The organism is Cellulomonas sp. T2.31MG-18 (assembly GCF_964266755.1).
In the GTDB taxonomy this organism is placed as follows: Bacteria; Actinomycetota; Actinomycetes; order Actinomycetales; family Cellulomonadaceae; genus Cellulomonas.
In genome coordinates this window covers 737,128-761,648 of record NZ_CAXWGW010000001.1, presented here as the reverse complement: position 1 = coordinate 761,648, position 24,521 = coordinate 737,128, and the positions used below count along the sequence as shown (strand labels likewise).

The following is a 24,521-nucleotide window of genomic DNA, read 5'->3' as shown; positions in this document are numbered from 1 at the left end:
GCGGTCGGCTACAGCGCGAGCGTCCGCCGCAGGTTGCGCACCGCCTCCCGGCCGGCGCGGTTGGCCCCCACCGTCGACGCGCTCGGCCCGTACCCGACCAGCTGGACGCGCGGGTCGGCCACCACCTGCGTGCCGTCCATGACGATCCCGCCGCCCGGCGCCCGCAGCCCCAGCGGCGCCAGGTGGTCCAGCGACGCGCGGAAGCCGGTGGCCCACAGCAGCGTGCGGGCGGCCACGTGGGCCGGGCCGGTGACCCAGCCCTCGCCGGCGTCGTCGGGGTGGTCCCACTCGACGCCGTCCGGGACGATCCGGTCGAACATCGGCCGGGCGCGCAGCACCCCGGACTCGATGCCGGCGCGGTACGCGGCCGTCAGCGGCAGCCCGGTGACGCTGACGACGCTCGCCGGCGGCAGCCCGGCCCGGGTGCGGGCGTCCACCTGGGACACCGACTCGCGACCGTGCTCCGGGGTGAACTCGGCGTCGATCCACTGCGGGGGCCGCCGGGTGACCCACGTGGTCGGCGTGAGCGGGGCGATCAGCAGCAGCAGCTGCACCGCCGAGGTGCCGGCGCCGACCACCACCACCGGCCCGTCGGCCAGCTCCTCCGGCGTGCGGAAGTCGTGGGTGTGCAGCTGCCGTCCGGCGAACGTCGACCGCCCGGGGTACGCCGGCCAGAACGGCTTCTGCCACGTCCCGGAGGCGTTGACCAGGCCGCGGGCGCGCCAGACGACCTGCGCGTCGGACCCGTCGAGCACCCGGCTGCGGACCAGCAACCGGCCGCCGCCGTCGTCGGCCACCCGCTCCACGCGCACGGGACGCTGCACCTGCAGGTCGTACGCGTCCTCGTACTGCGCGAAGTAGTACGGCACCGCCTGCGCCGCCGGCTCGGACTCGTCGGGCACGTGCAGCGGCATGCCGGGCAGCTCGTGCACCCGGTGCGCCGCCGCCATGGTCAGCGCCGGCCAGCGGTGCTGCCAGGCGCCGCCGGCCCGCGGGTTGTCGTCGAGCACCACGAACGTCGCCCGCGCCTGCTCCCAGCCGCGTGAGCCGACCGCGACCAGACCGGTGCGGCGCAGGTGGTAGGCCGCCGACAGCCCCGCCTGCCCGGCGCCGACCACCACGACGTCCACGTCGACGGTGCGGGGTCCCGCAGGTGGCCCGGAACGCCGTGACCGGCGCGACCCGGACGGCGGGGCGGGCGTGGACTCCATCGCCCGCCCACGGTAACCCAGCCCCCGGCGCCCCTGCCGTCCGCGCGCGCCCCGTGATGGGATCGCCCCATGCACCCCGAGCAGCTGACCGGTCCCCTGCCGGCGGCCAGCGCCGCTCGGGTGCGCGCGCTGGCGGCCCGTGCCGAGGCGGCGGACGGCATCGCGCCGCTGTCCGAGGAGCCCCTGCTGCGCCTGACCGACCCCGAGGCGCCCGTGCGGCACCTGCTGGTGCACGAGCCTGGCGTCCCCGAGCTCCACGGGTACGCCCAGCTGGCGCTGGACGACGGGGCCGCGCCGCTGGTCGAGCTGGTGGTGGACCCGCCGTCCCGCGGCCACGGGGTGGGCCGCGAGCTGCTCGCCGCCGCGCGCCGCATCGCCGGTCGGCCGCCGCTGGTGTGGGCGCACGGGGACCTGCCCGCGGCGCGGGCCCTGGCGACAGCGGCGGGACTGGTGCCGGTGGAGCAGCTGTGGCGGATGCGCGCGGTGCTGCCGGTCCCGCCGCCCGCGCCGGCGCTGCCGGACGGTGTCCGGGTGCGGGCGTTCGTGCCCGGTCAGGACGAGGACGCCCTGGTCAGGCTCAACGCACGGGCGTTCGCCGACCACCCCGACCAGGGCCGCTGGACGCGTCACGACGTGCTGGCCCGGGAGAGGGAGCCGTGGTTCGACCCGGCCGGGCTGCTGCTGCTCGAACGTGCCGGAGCGCCGGTCGGCTTCGTCTGGACCAAGGTGCACCCCGCGGGCGACCTCGAGCCGGAGCCGGTCGGGGAGCTGTACGTGGTGGGCGTCGATCCGGACGCGCAGGGCGCGGGCCTCGGCGGTGTGCTCACGGCGCTGGGCCTGCGGGTGCTGGCCGAGCGCGGGCTGACCGCCGTGGTGCTGTGGACGTCCGGGGACAACGACCGGGCGGTGCGCACCTACCGGCGCGCCGGTTTCGAGCCGGTGGTGGTCGACGTGCGGTACGGACCCCCTCAGACGGACGAGGGTGCCCGGCCGGATCGAGCGGCCCCCGGCGCACCCGGCACGGCCCCGGCCTGACGGGCGCCGCCGGACCGGACCCGCGCGAGGGTGCCACGATGGGCGCATGAGCGACGCGACCGTGCTCCAGAACTCCTTGGCGGCCACCATCGCCGAGCACCTGGACACCTCCGCCATGCCGGTGGTCCCGGTGGACACCACCCCGCTGCCGGAGGGCCGGTTCCTCGACCGGGAGCTGTCCTGGCTGGCGTTCAACCAGCGGGTGCTGGAGCTGGCCGAGGACCCGACGGTCCCGCTGCTGGAGCGCGTGCGGTACCTGGCGATCTTCGCGTCCAACCTCGACGAGTTCTTCATGGTGCGGGTGGCCGGCCTCAAGCGCCGCATCGCCACCGGCATCGCCGTCACGGCCGCCTCCGGCCTGTCCCCGCGGCAGGTGCTCGAGGCCATCAGCGAGCGCGCGCACACGTTGATGACCCGGCACGCGCAGGTGTTCGTGCAGCAGGTGCAGCCAGCGCTGGCCGCCGAGGGCATCACCATCGTCCGCTGGGACGACCTGGGCGAGGCCGAGCAGGACCGGCTGCACAAGTACTTCCGCCGGCAGATCTTCCCCGTGCTGACCCCGCTGGCCGTCGACCCGGCGCACCCCTTCCCGTACATCTCCGGGCTCTCGCTCAACCTGGCCGTCTCGGTGGTGAACCCGACCAGTGGCAAGGAGCACTTCGCTCGCGTCAAGGTGCCGCCGCTGCTGCCCCGGTACGTCGCCGTGGACGCCTCCGGACGGCCGAGCGCGCCCGACCTGCAGACCGCCGCGGTGGAGAAGGGGCCCACCAGCTTCGTCCCCGTCGAGGACGTCATCGCCCAGCACCTGGACTACCTGTTCCCGGGCATGGAGATCCAGGAGTTCCACACCTTCCGCGTCACCCGCAACGAGGACGTGGAGGTCGAGGAGGACGACGCCGAGAACCTGCTGAAGGCGATGGAGAAGGAGCTGCTGCGGCGCCGGTTCGGCCCGCCGGTGCGGCTCGAGCTCGCAGCCGGCACCAGCGCCCGCGTGCGCAAGCTCCTGGTGCGCGAGCTGGCGATGTCCGAGGAGGACGTCTACGAGCTGCCGGCCCCGCTGGACGCGACCGGCCTGAACCTGATCGCGGACCTGGACCGGTCGTCCCTGCACTTCCCGACGTACGTGCCGACCACCCACCGGCACCTGGCGGAGGTCGAGTCGGCGACGCCGACGGACATCTTCGCGGCCATCCGCGCGCGGGACATCCTGCTGCACCATCCGTACGACTCGTTCTCCACGTCGGTGCAGGCCTTCCTCGAGCAGGCCGCCGCCGACCCGCAGGTGCTGGCGATCAAGCAGACGCTGTACCGGACGTCGGGCGACTCGCCCATCGTCGACGCGCTGATCGACGCCGCCGAGGCCGGCAAGCAGGTGCTGGCTCTGGTGGAGATCAAGGCCCGGTTCGACGAGCAGAACAACATCTCCTGGGCGCGCAAGCTCGAGCAGGCCGGCGTGCACGTGGTGTACGGCATCGTCGGGCTGAAGACGCACTGCAAGCTGTCGCTGGTGGTCCGGCAGGAGAGCGACGGCCTGCGCCGGTACAGCCACGTCGGCACCGGCAACTACCACCCCAAGACGGCGCGCCTGTACACCGACCTGGGCCTGCTGACCTGCGACCCGGAGGTGGGTCAGGACCTGACCCGCCTGTTCAACCAGCTGTCCGGCTACGCCCCGAAGTCGCGGTTCCACCGGCTGCTGGTCGCACCCCGCTCGGTGCGTGCCGGGCTGATCGAGCGGATCGAGCGCGAGGCCGCCTCGGCCCGTGCCGGCCGGACGGCGTGGATCAAGATCAAGGTCAACTCGATGGTGGACGAGGCGACGATCGACGCCCTGTACCGCGCCTCGATGGCCGGCGTGCCCATCGACATCAACGTCCGCGGCATCTGCGCGCTGCGGCCCGGCGTCCCGGGTCTGTCGGAGACGATCCGGGTGCGCTCGATCCTCGGCCGGTTCCTCGAGCACTCGCGCGTCTTCGCGTTCGCGCACGCCGACGGCACCCCCGAGGACGGGTTCGACTTCGCCGGTCCCGAGGTGTTCATCGGCTCCGCCGACCTGATGCACCGCAACCTCGACCGCCGGGTCGAGGCCCTGGTGCGGGTGGCCGACCCGGACCACGTCGTGGAGCTGCTCGACCTGATCGACCTGCAGATGGGCGACGGCATCTCGTCCTGGCACCTGCTGCCGGACGGCGCGTGGGAACGGCACTCGACCGGTCCCGAGGGGCCGCTGGCGGACGTGCAGGCGGTGCTGATCGCCCGGCAGCGGCGCCGGCCCGGGCTCGGCCAGTGAAGGCAGTCGCTGCGCCGGTCGTCGTCGAGGCGGCCGGCGCGCTCGTGTGGCGGGTGCGTCGCGGCAGGCTGCAGGTGGCCCTGGTGCACCGGCCCCGGTACCGGGACTGGTCGTGGCCCAAGGGCAAGCTGGAGGCCGACGAGACGGCGGTGGAGGCCGCGGCCCGCGAGGTGGCCGAGGAGATCGCGCAGGACGTGGTGCTCGGCATGCCGCTGCCGCCGCAGGAGTACAGGCTGCGCGACGGCCGCATCAAGCGGGTGCACTACTGGGCGGCGCAGGTGGCCGGGCGCTCGGACGCTCCGGCGGTGCACGCGCGGGAGCCGGTGCCGCCGGCCGCCCGCACGGAGATCAACGACGTGCGGTGGTTCGACGCCCCGGACGCTGCCCGGCAGCTGACGCGGTCGTCCAACATGGCCCCGCTCGACGCCCTGATCGACTCCTACGCCAAGCGCCGGCTGGACACGCGCGCGGTGGTGGTGGTGCGGCACGGGTCGGCCCGCAAGCGGGCCGGGTGGACCGGGACGGAGGCCGACCGGCCCCTGACGCCGGACGGCGTACGGCAGTCGGAGCACCTGGTGCCGCTGCTCTCCGCCTTCGGGGTGACCGGCATCGTCTCCAGCGAGTGGCTGCGCTGCGCGGCCACCGTGCGGCCGTACGCGCAGGCAGCCGGCATCCCGGTGCGGACCTCGCCGGTGCTCACCGAGGCGGGCCACCGCACCAGCCCCGGCCTGGTGGCCGCCGAGGTGGCCGATCTGGTGCGTGGCCGCCACGACGTGGCGCTGTGCACCCACCGGCCGGTGCTCGCCACGGTGATGGACGTGATCGCCGAGCACTCGCGGCGCGAGGTGGCCGACGGCCTGCCGGCGCAGGACCCCTTCCTGCACCCCGGGGAGATCCTGGTCGCGCACGTGGCGGACACGGCGCCGGGACCGCGCGTGGTGGCGACGGAGCGGCACCGGCACGTCTGACGCGCGGGCCCGCGGCCCAGCGGGCGCCGTCCGGCCCAGCGGGCGTCAGCCGATCAGCGGCCGCAGCAGCACGTAGCAGAGCGCCGCGACGGCGGCGGCGGCCGGGATGGTGAGCACCCACGCGACGGCGATGTTGCCGGCGACGCCCCAGCGCACGGCGGACAGCCGCTTGGTGGCGCCGACGCCCATGATCGCCGAGGTGATGGTGTGGGTGGTGGACACCGGGGCGTGCAGCGCGAACGCGTTGACGTACAGCACCACGGCCGAGACGGACTCGGCGACGAACCCGCGCGCGGGGTCGAGCTCGATGATCCGCCGACCGAGGGTCCGCATGATGCGCCAGCCACCGGAGTACGTGCCGGCCGAGATCGCACCGGCCGCCGCGAGCTTGACCCACACCGGGATGCCCGTGTGCGGGTTGGCCCACCCGACGCTGATCAGCGCCAGGTAGATCACGCCCATCGTCTTCTGCGCGTCCTGCAGTCCGTGGCCCAGGGCCATCGCCGCCGCCGAGACCGTCTGCGCCAGCCGGAACCGGCGCAGCGTGCGCGCCGGGGGACGCCGCCGGACCGCCCACAGCACGCCGACCATCACCGCGAAGCCGAGCGCGAAGCCCAGCAACGGCGACACGATCATCGGCAGCACGACCTTGTTCTCGATCGCCTTGCCGTAGACGCCGAACCCGGCCGCCAGCCCGGCGCCGACGAGCCCGCCGATGATCGAGTGCGTCGACGACGACGGCAGCCCCAGCCACCACGTGATGAGGTTCCAGGCGATCGCCCCGATCAGGGCGCACACCACCACCACCAGCGCGTCGTGCGAGGACGCGTCCTTCAGGTCGACGATCGACTTGGCGATCGTCTCCGCGACGCCGGTGCCCAGCAGGGCGCCCGCGAAGTTCATCACCGCCGCCATGATCAGCGCGACGCGCGGCGTCAGCGCCCGGGTCGACACCGACGTGGCGATCGCGTTCGCGGCGTCGTGGAAGCCGTTGGTGAAGTCGAACCCCAGGGCGAACGCGACGACGACGACGACGAGCACGGCCTCCACGGCGGCTCAGGACTCCTTGACGGCGATGGTCTCGATGGTGTTCGCCACCCGCTCGAACGCGTCGGCCGCGTCCTCGAGCTTCTCGACGATCTCCTTGAGCTTCATCAGCAGGATCGGGTCGGAGATCTCCTCGAACATCTGCGCCAGCAGCTTGCGGTGCGCCTTGTCCGCCTGGTTCTCCAGCCGGTTGATCTCCACGACGTACTCCGACAGCGAGCTCATGGACCGCAGCCGCGGCATCGCCTCGGCGGTGAGCTCGGCGGCGCGCTGCAGCGCCTGAACCTGGTCGGCCACGCGGGGCGGCAGGCCCTCGATCTTGTAGAGGACTACGAGGTCGGCGGCCTCCTCCATGAAGTCCATGCAGTCGTCCAGGCCGGAGGCGAGCGTGTAGATGTCGTCCCGGTCGAACGGCGTGATGAACGTGAGGTTCAGCTGACGCATGATCGTGTGCGTCGCCTCGTCGGCCTGGTGCTCCGCCTCGGCGAAGCGCTTGCCGATCTCCTTGCGGGTGGCGCGATCGGCGCCGAGCATCTCGCCCAGCAGGTTCGCACCCGTCACCAGGTGCTGTGCCTGGGCGGCGAAGAGGTCGTAGTACGAGTTCTCGCGCGGTGTCAGGCGCAGGCGCACGGCAGGCTCCGGTCGAGGAATGGGGTGCCCGGGCGAGCCGCTCGGACGTCCGACAGCCTAACGGCACCCGACCGGGACATGGACGCCGGGTGTCTGCTACGTGCAGGTGATGTGCGCGGGCGAGCGGCCGTGGGCGCGGCAGGTGGGCCTGCAGGAGTGGGTGCGTCGGGCCGCAGAGCGCCTCTCGGCGCGTGGCCGCTCGAAGCGGCGAAAAGTGGAGCCCGGGGCTACCGCGACCCGACGCCCTTCCATCTTAGGCACGCGTCCGGACGGGTCGCCGGGCCGGCCCGTCAGTCGAGCGTGCCGGCCCGCCACGAGCGGGCGTCGTCGGCCAGCTCGTCGGCCGTCCGGAGCAGGGCGGACGCGCCGTGCGTCTGCCGTGCGGCCGCATCGGGGTCGGCCAGGTCCAGGTGGTCGGCGTCCAGGGCGGCGCCCGCGGCGAGCACCCGGCAGAACGCCGCCGCCCGCTCCAGCGCCACCGCGAGGTCGCCGGAGTACACGCCGCCGAGCACCTCGTCGGCCGCGCGCCGCACGTCCTCCGGCCCGGGAGGCGACACCACGCCGGCCACCGCGTCCTGCACCGGCGCCACCGCCATGCCCTGCCGGTACCGGTCGGCCACCGTCCCGGGGTCCCGGCGCACCCACTCGCGCAGCACGTAGAGCCGCCACAGCGCCCCTGGCAGCGTCCCCGCCGGGCTGTGCGACCACAGGTCGGCCACCACGTCGAGGCCCTCCGTCTCGACCAGGGCGGTCAGCCGGGCCAGCACCTGCGGGTCCTCGCTGGCGCGCCCGCGGTGCACCAGCAGCTGCGCCGTGGTGTGGGCCACCTCCTCGCGCAGGCGCGCGTCCGACGGGTCGGCCAGCCCGTCGGTGGAGGCGGGGTCGACCAGCACCGGTCGGTGGTGGCGGGGGGCACCGGGGCCGGTCGGTCCGTTGCGGTTGTCGTCGGGCACGGCGCCGATCATCCCTCGCGCGGACCCGCCCTGCCCGCGCCGGTCGTCCTCGCCCGACGCCGCGGCTCGGCGTGCGCCTGCGCAGATGCGGACGGAGGGTGAAGGTCACAACACCACGACCGCAGGGGGTCCCCACATGTCCAGCCCGAGCGACCGCCCACGTCCTGCCCACCACAAGGCCGCCATCGGGCTGGCCGTCGCGGCGGCGATCGGCGGCTTCCTGTTCGGGTTCGACAGCTCGGTGATCAACGGCGCCGTGCAGTCCATCACCGCGCACTTCCACCTCGGCGGGGTGGTGACCGGCCTGGTCGTGGCCGTGGCGTTGCTCGGCTCAGCGCTCGGCGCGTGGCTCGGCGGGCGGCTGTCCGACCACTGGGGCCGCACCCGCGTGATGCTGCTGGGCGCGGTGCTGTTCTTCGCCTCCTCGATCCTGTCGGGGCTGGCCGTCACCCCCTGGGACCTGGCGCTGTGGCGGGTGCTGGCCGGTGTCGGCATCGGCATCGCGTCGGTGATCGCCCCCGCGTACATCGCCGAGATCTCCCCGGCGGGCGTCCGCGGGCGGCTCGGCTCGCTGCAGCAGCTCGCCATCACGCTCGGCATCTTCGCGGCGCTGCTGTCCGACCAGCTGCTCGCGACGTCCGCCGGCGGCGCCTCGCACGACCTGTGGCTCGGCTTCCCCGCCTGGCGGTGGATGTTCGGCGTCTGCGCGATCCCGGCGGCCGTGTACGGCTTCCTCGCGCTGCGGCTGCCGGAGTCGCCGCGCTACCTGGTGGCGCAGGGTCGGCACGACGAGGCGCGCGAGGTGCTCGCCAGCGTGCTGGGTCCGGACGAGGACGCCGGCCGCCGGGTGGACCTGATCCGGGAGACGATCCGGGCGGACCGGAAGGCCGAGCAGCGCGTCACCCTGCGCGGGCCGGTGCTGGGCCTGCTCGGCGTGGTGTGGGTGGGCATCCTGCTGTCGGTGTTCCAGCAGTTCGTCGGGATCAACGTGATCTTCTACTACTCGACGACGCTGTGGCAGGCCGTCGGGTTCGGCGAGCAGCAGTCGTTCCTGTTCTCCACGCTCACCTCGGTGACCAACGTGCTGGTCACCCTGATCGCCATCGCGCTGGTGGACCGGCTCGGCCGGCGTCCGCTGCTGCTGGTCGGGTCCGCCGGCATGGCCGCGATGCTCGGCCTGATGGCCCTGGCGTTCGCCCACTCCGGCGGCAGCGCCCAGCACGTCACGCTGTCCCACGGCTGGGGCGTGACGGCGCTGGTGGCCGCGAACGCCTTCGTCGTCTTCTTCGGCGCGACGTGGGGCCCGCTGGTGTGGGTGCTGCTCGGCGAGATGTTCCCCAACCGCATCCGTGCGGCGGCCCTCGGCGTGGCCGCCTCGGCGCAGTGGCTGGCCAACTTCGCCATCACGGTCAGCTTCCCGCAGCTGCTGTCGCAGTTCGGACCGAGCGTGCCGTACGTGCTGTACGCGGTGTTCGCGGCCGTGTCGTTCGTGTTCGTGCTGGTGCGGGTCCCGGAGACGAAGGGCGTCCAGCTGGAGGACATGGAGTCGCTGCACACGTCGCGGCAGGAGTCGCGCGCGCACAGCGCGGCAGCCCGGGCGTAGAGCAGCCGTAGCGGACGGTCGGGGCGGTCAGCCCATCCAGGTGGTGCGCCGGCGGGCGACCTTGGCCAGCGCGGCCACCCGCGCCTCGTCCAGCACCGGCTCCATCCGTCGGAAGACGGCGGGCACGTCGCTGCGCGGCACGGCGAGCGGGTCGCTGGGGCTGGTGGCGGCGACGTCGAGGTCCAGCTCGCCCTGCAGCACCAGCACGCCGCGGACGTGGATCTGCGCGCAGCCGGCCGCCATCAGCCGGTCCTGCGTGCGGGCCGCCTCGAGCCGGCAGTCGCGCAGGTAGGCGACGGGCTGACCGGACACGGTCACCGTGCGGCCGCGGGCGCGGACGCGCTCGCCCGGGTGCCGGCGCTCGGTGACGGTGAACAGGCCACCGGGACCGATCAGCAGGTGCTCGACGAGGCTGCCCTGGCGGCCCAGCGGCACGTCGTGCACCGTCTCCCAGCCCTCCTCGGCCAGCCGGTCCAGACGCTGCGCGACGGAGCTGCCGCGCTGCGCGGCCGAACCGGTGGCGAGCACGCTCTTGCCGAGCCACTCCTCGATCGCGGCGTCCAGCCGGCGCAGGTCCTCCTGCGCGCGGACGGTGGTCGCGGGGAGCACCAGCTCGGTGACGTCGGCCCGCAGGAACTCCTGGGCGGCCCGTCGCAGCTCGTTCTCCATGCCCGGGTCGGCGGCGACGACCTCGCCGGACTGCAGGTCGACCGAGCCGACCGGACGGCCGCTGTCCTGGGTGACGTACAGACGGTCCGCGCCGTAGCGGCGCCAGCGGCGCACGGTCAGCAGATCATCCACGACCTGATTATCGGCATCGCGCGGCCTGTGCGTGAGGTGGGAGGACCGGCGCGTCCGCCACCGGATGTGCTGTTCTGCACACCCGGTGCCGGCTCACCCGGGACCTCAGCCCTGCGTCGGCTCGAACGTCAGGCTGACCGAGTTCATGCAGTAGCGGTCACCGGTCGGCGTCTGGGGCGCGTCGTCGAACACGTGGCCCAGGTGCGAGCCGCACCGCGCGCACCGCACCTCGGTCCGCACCATCCCGAGGGTCCGGTCCGTCAGCAGCTCCACGCGGTCACCGGCGAGCGGGGAGAAGAAGCTCGGCCAGCCGCAGTGCGAGTCGAACTTGGTGTCGGAGCGGAACAGCTCCGCACCGCACGCCCGGCACCGGTACACACCCTCGCGGTGCTCGTCGAGCAGGGCGCCGGTCCAGGGCCGCTCGGTCGCGGCCTGCCGCAGCACGGCGAACTCCTGGGGCTCCAGCTGCAGCCGCCACTCCTGCTCGCTCTTGTCCACCTGGTAGGTCATCACGCCTCCTTCGCGTCAGCCCGTGCAACACCCGGCCGGACCGTGACGTTCCCCGCCGCGGATGTCCGCGGTTATCGCCCGGTGGCCGGACCACGCCATACCCTGTCCACAGGTGCCCCGCCGGGCGCCCCCCGCCGTCCCGCGAGGTCCCCGTGCCACGAGCAGCCCGACGACGCTCGAGCCTGACCCGATACTTCGTCGTGGTCAGCCTCGTCGCCACCACGCTGCTGGGCTGTGCCCTCGTGTGGGTGTCCTCGTCCGTGATGCGGCACCAGGCGGTGCGGCTCGGCACGGTGACGGCGTCGTCCGTCGGCTCGTACGCGGTCGCACCGCTCAACGCGGAGATGTTCCGCACCGGCATCCTCGACGACAGCCAGCGCGCCGCCGTCACCGCCGCGACCTCGGGGTTCAAGGACAAGCTGGTCGAGCTGCGGCTGTGGAGCATCGACGGCCGGCTGATGTACTCGACGGCCCGCAACACCACGACGGGGCTGCCGGACAACACCCGGTTCGAGCGGATGCGGGCCTCCGGCGAGCCGGACGCGCAGATCGTCACCGACGTGCGACGGGTGCCCGGCGGCTCGGCGCTCGCCTCGACCGAGCAGCCGGTGCTGGACGTGTACGTCCCCGTGCGCGCCGGCGACACCAGCGACCCGACCACCAGCGTCGGTGTGCAGCCCAAGGACGCAATCATCGGCGCGGCCGAGGTGATGATCGACCAGACGGTGTCGCAGCAGTCCCTGGCCGACGCCGTCCGCACGGTCACGTACGTCGTCGTCGGCGGCCTGGTGCTGCTGTGGCTGCTGCTGTTCCGCACCGTGCACTCGACGTCGAAGCGGCTGCACAACACCGCGCTGGAGAACGCCCGCCTGGCGCTGCTCGACTCGCTGACCGGCCTGCCCAACCGGCGGCTGCTGGCGGACCGGATGCGCCGCGGCATCCAGCAGGCCCGTGACGAGGGCACCCGCGTCGGCCTGGTGCTGCTGGACATCGACCGGTTCAAGGAGATCAACGACACCCTGGGCCACGACCGCGGCGACGAGCTGCTCGAGCTGGTGGCCGAGCGGCTGCGGCACTCCCTGCGCGACGAGGACGTGGTGGCCCGGCTGGGCGGCGACGAGTTCGCGATCCTGCTGCCGGACGTGCGGACGATCGAGAACGCGGCACGCCTGGCCCGCCGCGTCCGCGACGTGTTCGGCGCCCCGTTCCGGCTGGGCGGGATGGAGCTGCACGTCGAGACGTCGATCGGCGTCGCGTGCCTGCCGGACCACGCCGACGACGCGTCGTCCCTGATGCGGACCGCCGACGTGGCGATGTACGCCGCCAAGACGCACCGCACCGGCGTCGAGGTGTACGACGCCGACGACGACCACTCGTCCCCCGCCCGGCTGATCCTGCTCGGCGACCTGCACCGGGCCCTCGAGCAGGCCGAGTCCGGGGCGTCCACCGAGCTCGAGATGCACTACCAGCCGAAGATCGACCTCGCATCCGGCCGGACGGTCGGTCTGGAGGCGCTGATCCGCTGGCGGCACCCGGAGCACGGGCTGCTGCTGCCGAGCTCGTTCATCCCGCTCGCCGAGCAGTCGGGGCTGATCCACGTGGTCACCCGGTTCGCCCTCGAGGAGTCGATCCGGCAGCTGGCCGCCTGGAACGGGCAGGGCTCCACCACGCCGGTCGCGGTCAACCTGTCGGCGCACGACGTGGCGACGGACCACGTCGTGGACCTGATCGAGACGCTGCTGCAGCGGTACCACGTGCCGGTCGGACAGCTCGAGGTGGAGATCACCGAGACGGCCCTGGTCTCCGACCGGTCCCGGGTGATCCCGGTTCTGCAGCGGCTCGCCGGGATGGGCGTCCGCGTGGCGATCGACGACTTCGGCATCGGCAACACGTCGATCTCCCAGCTGCGGGACCTGCCGGTGGACCAGCTGAAGATCGACCGCCTGTTCATCGCGGACCTGCGGGACGACACCCGCGAGGGCTCGCAGGTGGTGGTGCAGGCGATGGTGGACCTGGCCCACTCCTTCGGCCTGCGGGTGGTAGCGGAGGGCGTGGAGGACGAGTCGACGTCGACGATCCTCGCGCGCCTCGGTGTGGACGAGGCGCAGGGCTTCTTCTACGCCAGGCCCGCGGCGCCGACCGAGCTGCCGGTGCAGGTGCGGCTGCCGGGCCAGCGCGTCCCGAGCGGCCGGGGTCGACGGCCCGCCGCCTCCCGGCCTGCCTGACCCCGCTGCCCGGACGCCGCGGCCGGGTCGACCGCCTGGACCGTCCGGCCGGTAGGCGGCGCCGCGCCCGCGGTCGATCTGCGACGGTTATGACCCTTTTGACCGGTGCCGGAGCGCCGTCGGCCGCCCGATAGAGTGAAACCCCGGCCGAAGTACTCAAGAACCGCGCAGTGCGCGTCGATAGGGATCGACGACCGGACGTGTCGCACGTCGATGCCCGCCTTCGAGGAGACCCGCTCGCGATGGACGAACTGCTCCAGGAGATGATCGACCCCGAGCCGCCGCGCCGTGACGGTGCGCGCAGGTGGCGGCTCTGGACGACCATCGGGGTCTTCACCCTGGTCGGCGTCGGGGTCACGTCGCTCACCACGAGCGCGGTGTTCACGGACACGGACTCCGTCGCGGGCGACCTGCTCTCCGGGACCGTCGTCGTCACCCTGGACCCGACGGACCCCACCTCGACGCTGGCGCTCAACGCCGGCAACGTGGCGCCCGGCGACGTCGTCAACGCACCGCTCGTCGTGACGAACTCCGGCTCGCTGGCCCTGCGGTACGCCGTCTCCTACTGGTCCGAGAGCACGACGCAGAACCCGCCGACCGGGGCCGGTGACCTGCGCAACATGCTGTCGCTGTCGATCCTGCCCCTGGGCGCCAACGCCAGCTGTGCCGCGGTGCCGGCGAGCACGACGCCGCTGGGCTCCGTGACCACCCTCGGCACCGTCGCGGTCAGCGACGCCACGGCAGCGAAGATCGTCGGCGACCCCACCACCGGTGCGCAGACCGGCGACCGGGACCTGTCGGCCGGTACGCAGGGCGGGAACAGCGAGACGCTCTGCGTCCGCCTGACCTTCGACAAGAACGCCACCAACATCTACCAGGCGACCAGCGCCAAGCTGCACCTTCGGATCGACTCCGAGCAGACCGTCAACAACTGATCGGGATGACCCAGCTCACCGGCGCGGAGGAGTCGGCGTTCGTCGATCGACGAGTGCCCACCCCTGTTGCGATCCGGCGGCGGCGGCGGTCCCACCGACCGCGCTGGCGGGTGGCGGTCTCGGCGGTCCTGTGGACGGTGGTCGTGCTCGGCACGTTGGCGTACGCGACCACCCTGGCGGTGCCGCTGTCGTTCCAGCTGCAGGGTCAGCGACTGCTCATCGTCACCTCGGGCTCCATGGCGCCGACGTTCGTGGCCGGTGACGTCGTGGTGCTCAAGGCGATCACGGACGAGTCGCAGCTCAAGGTCGACCAGGTGGTGACGTTCCGACCGGTGGGCAGCCAGACGCTGGTGACCCACCGGATCGTCGAGCTGCACAAGCTGCCGGCCATGACGCAGACGGCGGGTGGTCGAGCGGTCCCCCGGTTGGACTCCAACGGCAACCCGATCCTGCAGCCCTACATCATCACGCAGGGCGATGCGAACAAGAGCCCGGACCCCGACGCGACGCCGGTCAGCCGCGTACGAGGCGTGGTGCTGGGCTGGCACCACGGGTGGGGCCGGGTGCTGCTCTGGGCCGGGTCGCCGCAGGGACGTGCGACCATGCTGGTGCCGCCGCTCGTGGCGCTCGGCGTGCTCGAGCTGCTCAGCATCCTCGAGGCCAGGGGCCACGACGGGCACCGCCGTTCCCGAGCGAGAGGGCCGCACGATGAGCTCCTCCTCGACTGAGCCCACGCCCCCGTCGCCGAGCGGGACCACCCCGCGGGGACGCGCTCCTGGCGAGCCCCGTTTCCTCCCGACGGGCCGGACGGGCTGGCTGCGGCTGGTCGTCGTCCTCGCCCTCGCGCTCGCGGCGATCCTCGGACCGCGAGTCGTCGCCACGACGGGCGCCATCTACACGGACAGCGGCAGCGTGAGCGGAGACGTCACCGCCACGCCCACCATCCCCTAGCGCAGGGTGCGGGTCCCGCCCGGTCCGCGCCGGCTCCTCACCCGGCGGCAGACGACGGAGGGCGGGACACCGGCCCTCCACCGGCATCCCACCCTCCCCGCGCAGCCAGGGGCTCACGCCCCCAGCACCAGCTCCTCCTCGACCGCGGCGACGGTCGCGGCGCCCACCGGTAGGGCCCGCACGTTGCGGCTGCCGAGCAGCACACCGTCCGGGTCGTAGCGCAGCGACACCTCGCGCAGCCGCCGGGCGCCGTCCTCCCCGAACACCCGCAGGGCCCAGTCCGGACCGCTGCCGGCGTGGAAGTTCGGCAGCGCGCCGGGGCGACGCCACGGCGCGAGGCCGTCGACGATGCGCCGGGCGTCGGCGCGGACCAGGTCGGCGATCTCGGGGATGCCGAGGCCGACGGCCAGCACGGTCCACTGCGCGTCGCGGTGGCCGAACACCGACTCCCCGCGCAACGGGGTGGAGACGGCACCGCCGAGGCGGCGCACCTCGACCATCAGCTGCGTGGTGGCCGCCTGCGGTCCGACGAGGTCCAGCAGCCGGTCGGCGGCCGCGGCGTCGAACGCCTCCAGCAGCAGGTGCGTCTCGACGGCCGTCATCGGGTCCTCGGGGTCGCTGTGCACGATGCCGATCTCGGCGTAGGGCCGCACGGCGACCAGGTCGACCACAGGTGCGGCCACCGAGCGGATCGCGCGCAGCAGCTCCTCGCCGACCGCCGGGTCGCCGGTCCACGCGAAGCGGACGGACACGGTGGTGCGGCCGGCCAGCATCGGGGGGACGCCCGGCATGGCGGGCAGCCGCATGACGGCGATCGACGTGGTGCCCTCGTCCGGAAGCAGCTGCGACCACTGCGCCCACGTGCGCACCACCGCCGGGATGTCCGGGGCGTCGAACCACACCGCGCCGGCGTAGACCTCCGGCTGGTGCACCAGCTCGAGCTCGAGGCCCGTGACGATGCCGAGCGTGCCCTTGCCGCCGCGCAGCCCCCAGTACAGGTCCAGGTTCTCGGTGGCCGAGGCCCGGCGGAGCACGCCGTCGCCGGTGACCACGTCGAACGAGAGCACGCGGTCGGCGGACAGGCCGTACGTGCGGGCGAGCGGACCGTGGCCGCCGCCGGTGAGCAGACCGACCACGCCGACGGACGGTGACGACCCGCACAGCGGCGCGAGGCCGTGCGGCGCGGCGGCCTCGAGGACGGCGGACCAGCGGACCCCGGCGCCGATGCGGGCGATGCGGCTGACGGGGTCCACCATCAGCCCGTCGAGGCCGCGGGTGGCGACGAGCACGGCGCCGGCCATCGTGGCCCACGGACCGTGGCCGGTGCTCTGCACGCCGACCGGCACGCCGTGCTCCCCGGCGACGCGCACGGCCGCGGCCACGTCGTGCGCGGTCTGCGCCTCGACGACGGCGAGCGGGGTGAGCCGCGTGCACAGGTTGTAGGTGGCGGTCAGCTCGGCGTACCCGGCCGACCCGGGCAGGTGGACGCGCGAGACGGCAGCGCCCAGCGCGTGGGCGAACGCGGTGGTGTCGGGGGCGACGGACATCGCGGGGACTCTCCTGGGCATCGTGGACGCCGGTCGTTCGGACCGGGTCGCGGTGGACGGGGGCACCGGTTCTCGGTGCACGAGTCGTCAGGAGTCGTCGTCGGGCTGTCTGATACGTCCGGTTCCGATCCGGATACGGACCTTGGTCCCGGGAAGCGGAATACGGTGACGGAGCCCGGCGTTCAGCGCGATGTTCATGCAAACGCATAGATCGTGAGGCGACCTGACATGCAGTTCGGCATCTTCTCCGTCGGCGACGTCACCACCGACCCGCTCACCCGGCACACGCCCGACGACACCGAGCGCGTGCGGAACATGCTGACGATCGCCCGGCACGCCGACGAGGCGGGGCTCGACGTGTTCGCCACCGGTGAGCACCACAACCCGCCGTTCGTGCCGTCGTCCCCCACGACGATGCTCGGCTACCTGGCCGGCGTGACCAAGCACATCACCCTGTCCACGGCGACCACGCTGATCACCACCAACGACCCGGTCCGGCTGGCCGAGGAGTACGCGATGCTCCAGGTGATCAGCGACGGGCGGATGGACCTGATGCTGGGCCGCGGCAACACGGGCCCGGTGTACCCGTGGTTCGGCAAGGACATCCGCCAGGGCATCAACCTCGCGGTGGAGAACTACGCGCTGCTGCGCCGGCTGTGGACCGAGGACGTCGTCGACTGGTCCGGCAAGTTCCGCACCCCGCTGCAGGGGTTCACCTCCACGCCACGGCCGCTGGACGGGGTGCCGCCCTTCGTCTGGCACGCGTCCATCCGCTCTCCCGAGATCGCCGAGCAGGCCGCGTACTACGGCGACGGGTTCCTGCACAACGCGATCTTCTGGCCCATGGAGCACACCGCCGCGATGGTGAACTACTACCGCCAGCGGTTCGAGCACTACGGCCACGGCCGTGCCGACCAGGCGATCGTCGGCCTGGGCGGGCAGGTGTTCGTGCGGCACGACTCGCAGAAGGCATGGGACGAGTTCCTGCCGTACTTCAACGAGGCGCCGGTGTACGGGCACGGGCCGTCGATGGAGGAGTTCACGCGCGACACCCCGCTGACCGTCGGCAGCCCGCAGCAGGTGATCGACCGGTACGGCGCCTTCTGGGAGCAGGTGGGCCACTACCAGCGCCAGCTGTTCCTGGTGGACCACGCCGGCCTGCCGCTGAAGACGGTGCTCGAGCAGATCGACCTGCTCGCGGGTGAGATCGTGCCCGCGCTGCGGCACGAGGCGGGCCTGCGCCGTCCGGCGGACGTGCCGTCGGACCCGCCGTCGCACGCCGAGCTGGTGGCCGCGGCGCGCGCCGCTGGCCAGGTGCACGAGCAGCAGGTCGCCGCGGGCGACCACTGGACCGGGAAGACGGCCGAGGACGACATCGACGCGGCGGACGAGGTGACGGCATGAGCACCCGCTCGATCGTCGTGATCTCCGCCGGCGTCTCGCAGCCGTCGTCGACCCGCCTGCTGGCGGACCGCCTGGCCGAGGCGACCGTCACGGCGCTCGCCGACCTCGGTCAGCAGTCGCAGGTCACCGTCGTCGAGGTGCGCGAGCTGGCGCACGACGTGGTGAACATGACGCTGACCGGCTTCGCGGCGGCACCCCTCGCGGCGGCCCAGCGGGCGATCGCCGATGCCGACGCCGTCATCGCCGTCACGCCCGTGTACACGGCGGGGCCGGCCGGGCTGTTCAAGTCGTTCGTCGACGTGCTGGGCACGGACGCACTGACCGGGACGCCGGTGCTGCTGGGTGCCACGGGCGGCACGGCCCGGCACTCGCTGGTGCCGGAGGTGGCGATCCGCCCGCTGTTCACCTACCTGCACGCCGATGTGGTGCCGACCTCGGTGTTCGCCGCGACGGACGACTGGGCCGACGAGGGTGGCGACGACGTCAAGCCGCTGCCGTCCCGGATCACCCGGGCGGCCACCGAGCTGGCGGAGCGGGTGGCCCGACGCCCGACCACCGCCCGGCCCGGGCTGTACGACGCGGTGCCGGACTTCAGCGAGCTGCTCGGCGGCGCCTGAGCCGCCGCAGGGCGGGCGCGTAGCCGCCCGGGTCGCGGCTGGACGACGGTGCCGAACCGGCGCCCTGCCGCTCCCGGCCGGCGTCCCGCCGCACGGTGCCGGTCGGTTGCTGCGCACCGGCCGACCCGGCGTGCGCCGCGCCGGCACGGACGGCCGCCGCACCGATCCGCACGTCCACCACCAGGGCACGGTGGTCGGACAGGCCCAGGTCCACCGCCTCGGCCGGACGGACGGCCGCCACCGCACCCTCCCCCAGGATGTGGTCGAGCTGCCGCACCGGGCGGCCGACCGGGTAGGTCGGCGCGGTGGCGAGGGGCGTCATCCGTGCGAGCTGTGCCGGCTGACCGTCCTCGAGGTTGAGGTCGCCCAGCACCACCAGCGGCCGCGGCAGCTCCTCCACGGCAGCGGTCAGGCGCCGCAGCTGCAGCCCGTTCCAGCGCGGGATGAACGTCAGGTGCGTGCACACCACCGTCAGCGTGCCGCCGGGCGCGTCGAGCACCGCGGCGATCGCCGCGCGCGGCTCGTCGCGCACCAGCTCCGGCCACCGGCGCCCCGGGAACCGGACCGGCGCTCGCCGGTTCAGCACCGGGAGGGTCAGCACGCGCCACTCGCGCACCGGGTGCCTGCTGAGCAGCGCGATCCCGTAGGCGGCACCACGAGGTTGATGGGCACCGGTCGCCGCGACCCACAGCCCCGGCTCGCCGTGCAGCGTCGCGGCGAACCGGTGGGCGTGCGCCCCCATCGCCTCGGCGGCGATCGAGGTCAGGTCCGCACCGTGGGACCGCGCCTGGTCGCGGTCCACCTCCTGCAGGCCCAGCACGTCGGCGTCGAGGCGCCGCACCGCGGCGGCGAACCGGTCCAGGTCCACGCGGCCGTCGGCAGGCGAGCGCGCGTGCAGGATGTTGAACGTGGCCAGCCGCACCCGTCGAGTGTCGCCCGGCAGGCCGCTCACGTCCTGCTGAGGGCGTCCGCAGCGCCTTCCCCCCGACCGCCGCACGGTGACCCACGCTGCGGGTCGCGGCGCCGGGGTGTAGACAACCGAAGATGACGGACCACGTGACGACGCCGGCAGACGAGCGCGCCGCCCTGCAGGACGGCCTGCGCCGCACCGCCGTGGCTCTGCTGGAGGCCGGCATCCCGTTCGCCCTGGTGGGCGGCTACGCGGCCTGGGCGCGCGGTGCGCCGGAACCGAGCCACGACGCGGACTTCGCGGTGACGGAGGAGGACGTGGGCCGCGCCAAGGAGGCGCTGACCGCGGCCGGCCTGGACGTGGTGCAGCCCGCGGAGAACTGGCTGTTCAAGGCGTACCACCACGGCCAGCTGATCGACGTGCTGTTCCGGATGGTCGGTGAGCCGATCACGCACCAGATGCTGGCCAGCGCCGAGGAGCTCGAGGTCCTCGCGGTGCGGATGCCCGTGCTGCAGGCCACCGAGATCGTCTCGGCGAAGATGCGCGTGCTCGGGGAGCACTACTGCGACTTCACGTGGCTGCTGCCCACGGCGCGGGCCCTGCGCGAGCAGATCGACTGGGACCGCGTGCGCGAGGAGGTCGGCGAGCACCCGTACGGGCGGGCGTTCCTGTTCCTGGTGGACGAGCTGGGGATCACCGGCGCGGGGCCGCGCTCGACGTCGTCACCGGGACGCGCGGACCTGCCCGACGACGACTGACGCCCTCCGCCCGGCAGGGCGAAGGGCGTCGCGGCGGCGCGGTCAGCCCGCGCCGGGAGGTGCCGCAGTGCCGGGAGGCGCCGCCGTCAGGCGGCGACAGAACGCGAGGCCGAGCGCCGGACGAGCGCGCCCGCCGGGATCGTCTGGTCGGAGTGCACGACGACACCGGGCTCCACCCGTGCGCCGGCGCCGACGGTCACCCGCGTGCCGAGGCGCGCACCCGCGCCCACCACCGCGTCCGCCTCCACGTGCACGTGGCTGCCGAGCCGCGCACCGGTGTGCACCACCGCGCCGCGCTCCAGCCACACGTGGTCGCCCAGGTGCGCGCCCGCGTTCACGTGCGCGCCCGGGTCCACCCATGCGGTGGCCGCCACGTAGGCGTCCGGTGCCGCGTGCGCGCCCGCGCCGACGAGACCGCCGCCGTTGTCGTGGCGCCGGTACCGGACGACGGTGCCGTCGTCGTTCTCGAGGTCTTCGTATCGCTTCATCTCGGCTGGCACAACGATGCGCGACACGCCGGTGTTCCCGGCTGTGCACAGGCTGTGCCACGGCCCGGGCGACGGCGCATCCGGGCGTCGTCACGCCCTCCAGGTGCGCCTCGGCGGGGGTGGCGGCGAGGATGGCCGCATGACGTCCTCCCCCACCCTGGCCCTGCCCGGCGGCACCATCCCGATGCTCGGCCTGGGCACCTGGCAGTCCACCGGTGACGAGGCGGTGCGTGCCGTCAGCGGCGCCCTGGAGCTGGGCTACCGGCACCTCGACACCGCCACCGGCTACGGGAACGAGGGGCAGGTGGGACGTGCCCTGACGCTGGTGGACATCGACCGGGACGACGTCTTCCTCACCACCAAGCTGCCGCCCGAGCACGCGGGCCGCGAGCGCCGGACGATCCTCGAGTCGCTCGCCGCGCTGGGCACGGACCACGTCGACCTGTGGCTGATCCACTGGCCGCCCGGCGGCAAGGCGGCGCCGGAGGTGTGGCAGGAGCTGCGCCGCGCCCGCGACGAGGGCCTGACCAGGTCGATCGGGGTGTCCAACTACTCGATCCCGCAGATCGACCAGCTGATCGAGGCGACCGGTGAGGCACCGGCGGTCAACCAGATCCCGTACAGCCCGGCCGACCACGACCCCGAGCTGCTGGACGCGCACCGCGAGCGCGGCATCGCCGTCGAGGGCTACTCGCCGCTGAAGCGGACGGACCTGGCGTCGGAGGCGATCACCAAGGCGGCCGCGGTGCACGACGCGACGCCGGCCCAGGTGGTGCTGGCCTGGCACCTGGCGCACGACGTGGTGGTGATCCCCAAGACGACCCACCTTGCCCGCCTCGAGGAGAACCTCGCGGCGCTCGACCTGCGGCTGACGGCCGAGGAGGTCGCGGCGATCGACGCCCTGGGCTGGTGAGCGGCCGGGACCGCGCGGACCACGCCGCGGTCAGGAGACGCGGTCAGGGGACGGGCGCCCAGGACGCGGCGGTGACCAGCACGTCGCCGACCACCGACCTGTCGACCCGGTCGATCACGCCGCGCTCCAGCGGCCGAACCGCCTGGCGGACCACGGTGCCGCCGCTGGAGTACGTGATCGCCACGGGCCGCCCGACGCAGGCGGCCGGTACGTCGTCCACCCGGATGCCCTCGATCGAGAAGCCCCCGTCGGCCCCCGGGACGAGCCCCGCCTCGTACCCCCAGCGCACCTGGTTGCCGTCGCACCCGGACGGCACGGCAGCGGCCGCGGACTGCGGGGCCTGCGCCATCGCCTGGGACGAGGCGTAGAGACCCGCGACGGAGAACGCCGTCAGCACCGCGGCCAGCTTGAGCCGGAACGCGCGCGAGCGCAGGGACCGGATCGGCGCCCAGAGCGCGGTGCGCGCAGAACCTGCGGACACCTGTGTCACGGTCGCCTCCCCTCCGTGGGCGGCGGATCGTCGGCGGACCGACGAGTCAGCGTCGTGCTGACAGCACTGAGGCTAGGTGCTAACACCCAGAGGCCGCGAGCGGGGATACCCGTTCGGGGCAGAACTTCACCCCTCTGACCAGGTATGACGCGTCAGACGCAGCTCAGACCGGATCATCGGTCGGGCGTCCCCGGTGCTGAGGGATCCGGCCGGACGTCACCCGTTCGGAGCAGCGACCTGTCGGGTCAGGAGCAGACGAGGCCGGAGGCGCCGGTGCGGTTCTCGAGCGCGTCGAAGTACACCTGGGCACCGTTGGCGGCCCAGCCGGGCGCATAGGCCTGGAGCATCGGGAGCGCCGAGCAGCGGTCGCCGGGATAGGGCGTGAGGTTGCCCGTCGTGACGCCGGCGTTGCCCCACTGCCAGTTGTTGGGCAGTCCCGACGCGGCGCCCAGGTTGAGCACCAGGTACGCCTTCTCGGTCCCGTCCGTGGCCATGGTCGGCGCGGACAGCACCAGGTACATGTGGTCGGTCCGGGAGCCGCGACCGGCGCCGTCCCCGTTGCTCACGGCCGTGAGGCTGGTGATCGAGCACGGCTTGGTGGTGGTCGCTCCCGTCGCCGCGACGACGACGACGCAGCCGCCGTAGATGGACGGCATCCACGTCGCCTTGACCGGCCAGGTGTTGCCGGAGACGAAGAGCCGTGCGTTCGCCGTGCTCGGCGGCGTGTACTGGCCGCTGCCGGTGGACACGGAGAACGTGCCACCGGAGATGGTGCCCGTGCCGGAGATCAGGCTCGTGCCGTAGTTGTCCCGCAGCTCGAGGTAGCCGGTGGAGCACGAGCCCGTCAGCCCGGTGACGGCGGCCTGCGAGTACTTGCCCGCGCCGTTGGGGTTGCCCATCGGCGTGACCAGCACCGGCCCGGCGCACGGCCGGGAGAAGGTCGCGGAGTGCCACACCGCCCCGACCGAGCTGAGCGGGATCGCGGAGGCGGACGCCTCGGCAACGCCGAGCACGCCGAGCACCAGGACGGTGAGCGCGGCGATCAGTCGGAACCGCGGGCGTCGCGTCATCGGGCGTGGTCCACGGCCACGGGTCGGCGGTCCACGGAGTCGTCGCCCGCGACGTCCCCCGCGCCGACGGTCAGCACCTCCGCGACGTCGTCGGCCACCTCGGACGGCGCGGCGTCGGCGCCGGCGTCGTCGTCGTGCGGCTCGTCCTCCGCGGACGGCCAGATCAGCAGGACCATCGCCGCCAGCACGGCGAACGCCCAGAGCCAGGGGTTGAGGAGCAGCACGGACAGCCGGCCGAGCTGCGGGATGTGCAGCACCGCGACGCCGACCACGTCGGCGTTCGTCGGGGAGAACGGGTCGGCGTACGTGTTGTTGTCGCCCTTCAGCTGCCACCCCGTGGCACCGTCACCGCCGACCACCCGGTGGATGATCCGGGCCGAGCGGTCCACCGCGGCGGGCCGGTAGACGGCCACGTCGCCCACCTTCGGGGTGCCGCACCGCGCCACCACCAGGTCACCGGTGTAGTAGGTCGGCTCCATCGAGTGCCCCGAGACCACCGTCAGGGTGGTGCAACCGCCGAGCGACGACGGCCAGACGAGCCACAGACCTGCGGCGAGCAGCACCCAGCCGAGGACGCCGCGCACCACTCGCAGCACACGCGGCGCGGACGACGCCGGTGCGCTGGTGCGGTGCGCGGCTTCCTGCACGGGCGAACCCCCAGGTTCGAAGGGTGTGCGCGAGGGCGGCGCCTCGAGTCGGCCGCCCTCGCCCGGGTCGTCAGCTGTGGATGGTCAGCGCCCAGCCGGTGATCGTGCTGGGGTCGGTCACACCGCTCGGCAGCGTGACGGCGATGGAGCCGGTGGCGTCGACCTTGGCGCTCGCCGTGGTCAGGCCGGTCTGCACCCAGCCGTTGCTCGACGACGTGGAGTAGGCGACCTCGTAGGTCTTGCCCTGGCAGGCGGCGTCGATGGACGAGAACGTCACGTTGGAGACGGTCCAGCCGGTGGAGGAGAACGCCGGCGTGCCGTACGCGACGCCGACGGTGCTCTTCTGGCAGTCGCTCATGACGGTCGGGACCGAGCCGGACTGGAAGCTCTGGGTGTTCCAGTTGAAGTTGATCTGCGACGCGGAGGCCAGCGAGAGGCCGGCCACGCCGACGACGGCCAGGCCGATGGCCAGGGACTTGCGACGGGTGGACCACTTGCTGCGAGACATGGACGTGCTC

The 24,521-nt window shown here is 73.6% G+C and carries 25 protein-coding genes; 12 read left to right on the top strand and 13 right to left on the bottom strand.

What is annotated here, in order from left to right; translation table 11 throughout:
• Window positions 1-8 precede the first annotated feature (8 nt).
• Window positions 9-1,130 carry an NAD(P)-binding domain-containing protein gene (locus ACFQTY_RS03535; protein ID WP_378097355.1) on the bottom strand — a complete coding sequence of 374 codons (1,122 nt, stop codon included), beginning with the start codon at window positions 1,128-1,130 and terminating at the stop codon, window positions 9-11.
• Window positions 1,131-1,280: 150 nt separating this feature from the next.
• On the opposite strand from ACFQTY_RS03535, the gene mshD reads away from it, so the two are divergent.
• From mshD to ACFQTY_RS03520, 3 genes are read left to right on the top strand one after another with little or no spacing between them, the layout of a single operon-like run.
• Window positions 1,281-2,246: a mycothiol synthase gene (mshD, locus tag ACFQTY_RS03530; RefSeq protein ID WP_378097352.1), complete on the top strand. Its 966-nt coding sequence runs from the start codon at window positions 1,281-1,283 to the stop codon at window positions 2,244-2,246.
• Between the two features lie 46 nt (window positions 2,247-2,292).
• On the top strand, window positions 2,293-4,536 hold the full coding sequence (locus ACFQTY_RS03525; RefSeq protein WP_378097349.1) for an RNA degradosome polyphosphate kinase: 2,244 nt from the start codon (window positions 2,293-2,295) through the stop codon (window positions 4,534-4,536).
• Entirely contained in the window at window positions 4,533-5,504 is a 972-nt protein-coding gene (locus ACFQTY_RS03520; protein WP_378097345.1) for a histidine phosphatase family protein, read from the top strand. The genes ACFQTY_RS03525 and ACFQTY_RS03520 overlap by 4 nt, the downstream gene beginning before the upstream one ends.
• 45 nt (window positions 5,505-5,549) lie before the next feature.
• Here the strand turns inward: ACFQTY_RS03520 and ACFQTY_RS03515 are convergent, their stop codons facing one another.
• From ACFQTY_RS03515 to ACFQTY_RS03505, 3 genes are all read right to left on the bottom strand, one after another.
• Window positions 5,550-6,554, bottom strand: a complete 1,005-nt coding sequence (locus tag ACFQTY_RS03515) for an anion permease (protein ID WP_378097342.1) — start codon at window positions 6,552-6,554, stop codon at window positions 5,550-5,552.
• Between the two features lie 6 nt (window positions 6,555-6,560).
• Complete coding sequence (locus ACFQTY_RS03510) at window positions 6,561-7,181, bottom strand: DUF47 domain-containing protein (protein WP_337973611.1); 621 nt, start codon at window positions 7,179-7,181, stop codon at window positions 6,561-6,563.
• 290 nt (window positions 7,182-7,471) lie between these two features.
• Entirely contained in the window at window positions 7,472-8,071 is a 600-nt protein-coding gene (locus ACFQTY_RS03505) for a hypothetical protein (protein WP_378099087.1), read from the bottom strand.
• A gap of 199 nt (window positions 8,072-8,270) precedes the next feature.
• On the opposite strand from ACFQTY_RS03505, the gene ACFQTY_RS03500 reads away from it, so the two are divergent.
• Complete coding sequence (locus ACFQTY_RS03500; protein ID WP_378097338.1) at window positions 8,271-9,737, top strand: sugar porter family MFS transporter; 1,467 nt, start codon at window positions 8,271-8,273, stop codon at window positions 9,735-9,737.
• A 27-nt stretch (window positions 9,738-9,764) separates the two neighbouring features.
• On the opposite strand, the gene ACFQTY_RS03495 is transcribed toward ACFQTY_RS03500, so the two are convergent.
• On the bottom strand, window positions 9,765-10,538 hold the full coding sequence (locus ACFQTY_RS03495; RefSeq protein ID WP_378097335.1) for an NERD domain-containing protein: 774 nt from the start codon (window positions 10,536-10,538) through the stop codon (window positions 9,765-9,767).
• A gap of 105 nt (window positions 10,539-10,643) precedes the next feature.
• Entirely contained in the window at window positions 10,644-11,048 is a 405-nt protein-coding gene (msrB, locus tag ACFQTY_RS03490; RefSeq protein ID WP_378097332.1) for a peptide-methionine (R)-S-oxide reductase MsrB, read from the bottom strand.
• Between the two features lie 152 nt (window positions 11,049-11,200).
• On the opposite strand from msrB, the gene ACFQTY_RS03485 reads away from it, so the two are divergent.
• The 4 genes from ACFQTY_RS03485 to ACFQTY_RS03470 all read left to right on the top strand — a co-directional run bounded on the left by ACFQTY_RS03485 (window position 11,201) and on the right by ACFQTY_RS03470 (window position 15,159).
• Window positions 11,201-13,273, top strand: coding sequence for a putative bifunctional diguanylate cyclase/phosphodiesterase (locus ACFQTY_RS03485; protein WP_378097329.1), 2,073 nt, complete (start codon window positions 11,201-11,203; stop codon window positions 13,271-13,273).
• Window positions 13,274-13,515: 242 nt separating this feature from the next.
• Window positions 13,516-14,208 carry a TasA family protein gene (locus ACFQTY_RS03480; RefSeq protein WP_378097326.1) on the top strand — a complete coding sequence of 231 codons (693 nt, stop codon included), beginning with the start codon at window positions 13,516-13,518 and terminating at the stop codon, window positions 14,206-14,208.
• A 5-nt stretch (window positions 14,209-14,213) separates the two neighbouring features.
• On the top strand, window positions 14,214-14,936 hold the full coding sequence (locus ACFQTY_RS03475) for a signal peptidase I (protein WP_378097323.1): 723 nt from the start codon (window positions 14,214-14,216) through the stop codon (window positions 14,934-14,936).
• Window positions 14,917-15,159 (top strand): hypothetical protein, encoded by a 243-nt coding sequence (locus tag ACFQTY_RS03470; RefSeq protein ID WP_378097320.1) that lies wholly within the window; start codon window positions 14,917-14,919, stop codon window positions 15,157-15,159. The genes ACFQTY_RS03475 and ACFQTY_RS03470 overlap by 20 nt, the downstream gene beginning before the upstream one ends.
• A gap of 113 nt (window positions 15,160-15,272) precedes the next feature.
• On the opposite strand, the gene ACFQTY_RS03465 is transcribed toward ACFQTY_RS03470, so the two are convergent.
• Window positions 15,273-16,706 carry an FAD-binding oxidoreductase gene (locus tag ACFQTY_RS03465; RefSeq protein WP_378097317.1) on the bottom strand — a complete coding sequence of 478 codons (1,434 nt, stop codon included), beginning with the start codon at window positions 16,704-16,706 and terminating at the stop codon, window positions 15,273-15,275.
• A 228-nt stretch (window positions 16,707-16,934) separates the two neighbouring features.
• On the opposite strand from ACFQTY_RS03465, the gene ACFQTY_RS03460 reads away from it, so the two are divergent.
• Both ACFQTY_RS03460 and ACFQTY_RS03455 read left to right on the top strand, forming a co-directional pair.
• Window positions 16,935-18,110, top strand: a complete 1,176-nt coding sequence (locus tag ACFQTY_RS03460) for an LLM class flavin-dependent oxidoreductase (RefSeq protein WP_378099085.1) — start codon at window positions 16,935-16,937, stop codon at window positions 18,108-18,110.
• Complete coding sequence (locus ACFQTY_RS03455) at window positions 18,107-18,727, top strand: CE1759 family FMN reductase (RefSeq protein WP_378097314.1); 621 nt, start codon at window positions 18,107-18,109, stop codon at window positions 18,725-18,727. The genes ACFQTY_RS03460 and ACFQTY_RS03455 overlap by 4 nt, the downstream gene beginning before the upstream one ends.
• On the opposite strand, the gene ACFQTY_RS03450 is transcribed toward ACFQTY_RS03455, so the two are convergent.
• A complete protein-coding gene (locus tag ACFQTY_RS03450; protein ID WP_378097311.1) occupies window positions 18,702-19,649 on the bottom strand; it encodes an endonuclease/exonuclease/phosphatase family protein in 948 nt (315 codons plus the stop codon). The two genes, ACFQTY_RS03455 and ACFQTY_RS03450, sit on opposite strands and share 26 nt — an antisense overlap.
• A gap of 122 nt (window positions 19,650-19,771) precedes the next feature.
• On the opposite strand from ACFQTY_RS03450, the gene ACFQTY_RS03445 reads away from it, so the two are divergent.
• Window positions 19,772-20,395: a nucleotidyltransferase family protein gene (locus ACFQTY_RS03445; protein ID WP_291757972.1), complete on the top strand. Its 624-nt coding sequence runs from the start codon at window positions 19,772-19,774 to the stop codon at window positions 20,393-20,395.
• A gap of 86 nt (window positions 20,396-20,481) precedes the next feature.
• Here ACFQTY_RS03445 and ACFQTY_RS03440 read toward each other — a convergent pair whose 3' ends face one another.
• Window positions 20,482-20,883, bottom strand: coding sequence for a transferase (locus ACFQTY_RS03440; RefSeq protein ID WP_378097307.1), 402 nt, complete (start codon window positions 20,881-20,883; stop codon window positions 20,482-20,484).
• A 139-nt stretch (window positions 20,884-21,022) separates the two neighbouring features.
• Between ACFQTY_RS03440 and ACFQTY_RS03435 the strand changes: the two genes are divergently transcribed.
• Window positions 21,023-21,796 carry an aldo/keto reductase gene (locus tag ACFQTY_RS03435; protein ID WP_378097304.1) on the top strand — a complete coding sequence of 258 codons (774 nt, stop codon included), beginning with the start codon at window positions 21,023-21,025 and terminating at the stop codon, window positions 21,794-21,796.
• Between the two features lie 43 nt (window positions 21,797-21,839).
• On the opposite strand, the gene ACFQTY_RS03430 is transcribed toward ACFQTY_RS03435, so the two are convergent.
• The 4 genes from ACFQTY_RS03430 to ACFQTY_RS03415 form a co-directional block, all read right to left on the bottom strand.
• Window positions 21,840-22,286: a hypothetical protein gene (locus tag ACFQTY_RS03430; protein ID WP_378097301.1), complete on the bottom strand. Its 447-nt coding sequence runs from the start codon at window positions 22,284-22,286 to the stop codon at window positions 21,840-21,842.
• Between the two features lie 245 nt (window positions 22,287-22,531).
• Window positions 22,532-23,356, bottom strand: coding sequence for a hypothetical protein (locus ACFQTY_RS03425; RefSeq protein ID WP_378097299.1), 825 nt, complete (start codon window positions 23,354-23,356; stop codon window positions 22,532-22,534).
• Entirely contained in the window at window positions 23,353-24,003 is a 651-nt protein-coding gene (locus tag ACFQTY_RS03420; RefSeq protein ID WP_378097296.1) for a signal peptidase I, read from the bottom strand. The genes ACFQTY_RS03425 and ACFQTY_RS03420 overlap by 4 nt, the downstream gene beginning before the upstream one ends.
• A 70-nt stretch (window positions 24,004-24,073) precedes the next feature.
• Window positions 24,074-24,511 carry a hypothetical protein gene (locus tag ACFQTY_RS03415; RefSeq protein ID WP_378097293.1) on the bottom strand — a complete coding sequence of 146 codons (438 nt, stop codon included), beginning with the start codon at window positions 24,509-24,511 and terminating at the stop codon, window positions 24,074-24,076.
• Between the last annotated feature and the right edge of the window lie 10 nt (window positions 24,512-24,521).